General features: G+C 51.8%; 1 rRNA gene. It reads right to left on the bottom strand.

The features are described 5' to 3' along the window. A 23S ribosomal RNA gene (locus J502_RS16315) occupies positions 1-334 on the bottom strand; the annotation flags it as partial.

Raw genomic sequence — 334 nt, 5'->3', positions numbered from 1 at the left:
TGGAGACAGCGCCGCCATCATTATGCCATTCGTGCAGGTCGGAACTTACCCGACAAGGAATTTCGCTACCTTAGGACCGTTATAGTTACGGCCGCCGTTTACTGGGGCTTCGATCAAGAGCTTCGCTTACGCTAACCCCATCAATTAACCTTCCAGCACCGGGCAGGCATCACACCCTATACGTCCACTTTCGTGTTTGCAGAGTGCTATGTTTTTAATAAACAGTTGCAGCGGCCTGGTTTCTGCGGCTGCCGACAGCTCAAGGAGCAAGTCCTATCACCATCAGCAGCGTACCTTCTCCCGAAGTTACGGTACCATTTTGCCTAGTTCCTTC

The sequence above is a fragment of the Acinetobacter sp. 1294596 genome (assembly GCF_000582925.1).
GTDB classification, from domain to species: Bacteria; Pseudomonadota; Gammaproteobacteria; order Pseudomonadales; family Moraxellaceae; genus Acinetobacter; species Acinetobacter radioresistens.
The sequence above is the reverse complement of the archived record's forward strand: the minus strand, read 5'-3'. Positions and strand labels throughout refer to the sequence as shown.